Annotated in this window: 6 protein-coding genes; all 6 read left to right on the top strand. The window is 64.4% G+C overall.

Going from position 1 to position 3387, the window contains the following annotated elements; translation table 11 throughout:
- Positions 1–1248: MBL fold metallo-hydrolase RNA specificity domain-containing protein (locus ACESLR_RS11835; protein WP_373067646.1), on the top strand; the 1248-nt coding region annotated here is incomplete at its 5' end.
- A gap of 68 nt (positions 1249–1316) precedes the next feature.
- Complete coding sequence (locus ACESLR_RS11830; RefSeq protein WP_373067639.1) at positions 1317–1442, top strand: hypothetical protein; 126 nt, start codon at positions 1317–1319, stop codon at positions 1440–1442.
- A 155-nt stretch (positions 1443–1597) separates the two neighbouring features.
- Positions 1598–1906: a DUF1778 domain-containing protein gene (locus tag ACESLR_RS11825; protein ID WP_373067633.1), complete on the top strand. Its 309-nt coding sequence runs from the start codon at positions 1598–1600 to the stop codon at positions 1904–1906.
- 80 nt (positions 1907–1986) lie between these two features.
- A complete protein-coding gene (locus ACESLR_RS11820; RefSeq protein ID WP_373067627.1) occupies positions 1987–2502 on the top strand; it encodes a GNAT family N-acetyltransferase in 516 nt (171 codons plus the stop codon).
- A 331-nt stretch (positions 2503–2833) separates the two neighbouring features.
- A complete protein-coding gene (locus ACESLR_RS11815; protein WP_373067622.1) occupies positions 2834–3103 on the top strand; it encodes a BrnT family toxin in 270 nt (89 codons plus the stop codon).
- Positions 3087–3386 carry a BrnA antitoxin family protein gene (locus ACESLR_RS11810; protein ID WP_373067615.1) on the top strand — a complete coding sequence of 100 codons (300 nt, stop codon included), beginning with the start codon at positions 3087–3089 and terminating at the stop codon, positions 3384–3386. The genes ACESLR_RS11815 and ACESLR_RS11810 overlap by 17 nt, the downstream gene beginning before the upstream one ends.
- Position 3387: the final 1 nt, after the last annotated feature.

Genomic DNA, 3387 nt, shown 5'->3' with positions numbered 1-3387 from the left:
CGGCTGCTGCCGCTGGTGATCGAAGACGCCCTGAAAGTCGGCTTCACGCGCGACCGCACGCTCATCGAGCGCTTCCTCGAAGAAGTGCACAGCCGCCTCGTCCCACTCGAATACCAGACCTGGCACACCGTGATCGAAGACGAACGCCACCACGTCCGCATCCGCCTCCAACGCGCCGGCCACATCCTCGGCTCGGCGTACGTGGAAGTGGACATCCAGACGCCGGAGGCAAATCCGTCACTGCGAGGAGGCGAAGCCGACGCGGCAGTCCACACGCCGCCTGGATCGCCACGTCGCTCCGCTCCTCGCGATGACGGGGCAGAGGAGGCCACCACCCGCATCGTCTTCTCCGGCGACCTCGGCGCCCCCAACAGCCCGCTTCTCCCGGCCCCCAACCCGCCGGAGCGCGCCGACATCCTCGTCCTCGAAAGCACCTACGGCGACCGCGTCCACGAAGACCGCAGCACCCGCCAGGCACGCCTGAAGGCCGCGATCGAGCACGCGCTGGAAAACAACGGCACCGTCCTCATCCCGGCCTTCAGCATCGGCCGCACCCAGGAACTGCTCTACGAACTCGAAGACCTGATTCATGTAGCCGAAGGGGACGGAATTGAATTCCGTCCCCATGCACACCGGCATGCACGCTGGCGAAATCTCGAAATCATCGTCGACTCACCGCTCGCCGCACGCTTCACCGAGGCCTACCGCGACCTGAAGCCCTACTGGGACCTCGAGGCCCGCGAACGCCTGCGCCACGGCCGCCACCCGCTGGCCTTCGAAAACCTGTACACCGTGGACAGCCACGAAGAACACCTGCAGACCGTTGACTATCTCGCCCGCACCGGTCGCCCCGCGGTCGTCATCGCCGCGAGCGGCATGGCCGCCGGGGGCAGGGTGGTGAACTACCTCAAGCGCATGCTCGGTGACGAACGCCACGACGTACTGTTCGTCGGCTACCAGGCCGAAGGCACCCCCGGCCGCGCCATCCAGCGCCACGGCCCGCGCGGCGGCTGGGTGCAGCTCGACGGCGAACGCATCGACATCCGCGCCCGCATCCACACCATCGGCGGCTACTCCGCCCACGCGGACCAGAACGACCTGCTCGCCTTCATCCAGGGCATCCCGCAAGCGCCAAAGGAAATCCGCCTGATCCACGGCGAACGCGACGCCCGGGAAGCCTTGAAGGCCGAGATTGAAGCCTGGGCCGAAGCCAACGGTCACAACGTCGCAGTAACCCTCGCCGGGTAACCTAACCGCAGCCGCACGCAGCACGAATCCCATCACTGCGATTCTGAAGGCCGCGATGGCATCTCTCGATGGTCCCGAAGATCGCGCTTGCCGGCCTGCTGGCATTGCGCACCGTTGCCGAAGCCTACGGTGGGTTGGGTGCTGTGGCCGCCGAGGCAGGCATGAGCCGTGAATCGCTCTACCGGGCTTTGTGATGCACCCCACTGCCATCACCCCGAATCCAGAAATGGCCACTGCGCTTACGCGCCCGCCGTCGCGCCGGACGTGAGAACCTGAATCTGTCGCCGTTTGTGGTGTACGCCTATCCGGAGTACACTTTCGACCCAAGTCAAGGAAAGTGGGCATCGTTATGAATCCGGTCAACCACCCGTCAGGCGAAGGGGACGAGCGCAATGACGCCCGGATGCACTTCCGGACGCGGTCCCGGATCAAGCAGGCCATCCGGGAGGCCGCATCGCTATCCGGCATGGATGATTCGTCGTTCGTGATCAATGCCGCCTATCGGGCGGCGCTAGAGACCATCGCCACCCACGAGCGTACGGTGCTGAGCACAGAGGACCACGCGGCGTTTTTCGCCGCCCTGGACGAGCCGGGGGAGCCGACCCACGCGCTGCGTGAAGCTGCTCGTCGCAGTCGCGCGCGGACGGTTTCCGGGTAATGGGAGGGGCCGTCGGGCGGCCCTTCGTCATTGAGCCGTTCGATCCCGAGCGGCACGATCGGAAGGGATTCCGCTGCGGCGTGACCGCCGTGGACAACTATTTCCAAAACACCGCGAATAAACTGGCGAAGGCGGGCAACGTGCGCCTGTATGTGATGGTCGCACCCGATGGCGCGGTTGCGGGGTTCTACACGCTCAACGCACACGCCGTTTGCTACGAGGCCCTACCGGCACGCTATGCCCGAAGCCGACCCGCGCACGGTTCGATACCCGCTGCGTTCATCTCGATGATGGGCCGGGACGCGCGTTATCGCGGGACCGGCATTGGCGGGGACCTGCTGTTCGATGCCCTCGCGCGTATCGCCCGCGCGGCCGATCATATTGGCATTGCGGTTGTCATGCTCGATGTCCTGGATTGCGGTGACCCGGAGCGGGTGGCACGGCGGCGGGCGCTATACGAAGGCTATGGCTTCATGCCGCTGCCCTCCAATCCGCGGCGACTATTCCTGCCTGTTGGAACCGTCCAGCGGCTTCTGAATGAACCCGTTCAGCCAGTGGCAGACCATGGGAATGCCCCGCTTGGGGCAGACTCATGAGCAGTCTTGATGCGTGCCCCACGGTGAGAAAATAAGTCCGTCCCCGCTTTTCTTATGGCTTGGCTTGGTCCGACCCGTGTGGAGGCGTGGTCCAACCAGGGAGGTGTGGCCTTCAGAAATGGATGGTCGAAAGCCCTTTCTGTCCTGCGTTCGCATCCAGTGTTGCATCTGCAGTCACGGCCGCCCAGACCTTGTAGGAGCGAGCCCTGCTCGCGAACGCGCTGCAGGCGCTGGTGGGGTGGGTGCAACACCAAACGCCGATTCGCGTGCGAGGCACGCTCCTACAGGGGGGGCGGTGATACCGACCTGAGCCGGTTTTTGACGGATTTCCATGGAACTGGAATACGACCACGACAAGGATGCACGCAATCTCGCCAAGCACGGTCTGTCCCTTGCAGAGGCTTCGAGGCTCGAGTGGGATACGCTTTTCGCCTGGGAAGATCGGCGCAGGCACTATGGCGAGCCGCGGATGGCGGGGCTGGTCCTGATGAACGACCGGCTTTACTCGGTAGTCTATGTAGAACGAGGGGCATGGCGCCGTATCATCAGCCTGCGCAAGGCCAATCGGCGTGAGGTGAAACGTTATGCATCTGAAAACTAGATCGGGCCGAAGGGTGATCCTGCCCACACCGGAGGAGGATGCAGCCCTCACGGCAGTCGCTGCGGACGATCCCGACAACCCAGTCCTGAGCGATGACGAATGGGATGAAGCGCGGCTCCGTGCCGTCCGCCCCGAGTCCGATACGGGCAAGGAACGCGTAGCGGTGCGTCTCTCCGAACAGGTGGTTCAACGTTTTCGTGCCACGGGTTCCGGCTGGCAAGGGCGTATGGACGCGGCCTTGCAAGATTGGCTGAAGCATCACAAGCCGGAGCAATTGCCGTAGC

It is taken from the genome of Thioalkalivibrio sp., assembly GCF_041685615.1.
Taxonomy (GTDB): Bacteria; Pseudomonadota; Gammaproteobacteria; order Ectothiorhodospirales; family Ectothiorhodospiraceae; genus Thioalkalivibrio.
This window is presented reverse-complemented; position numbering and strand designations above follow the sequence as displayed.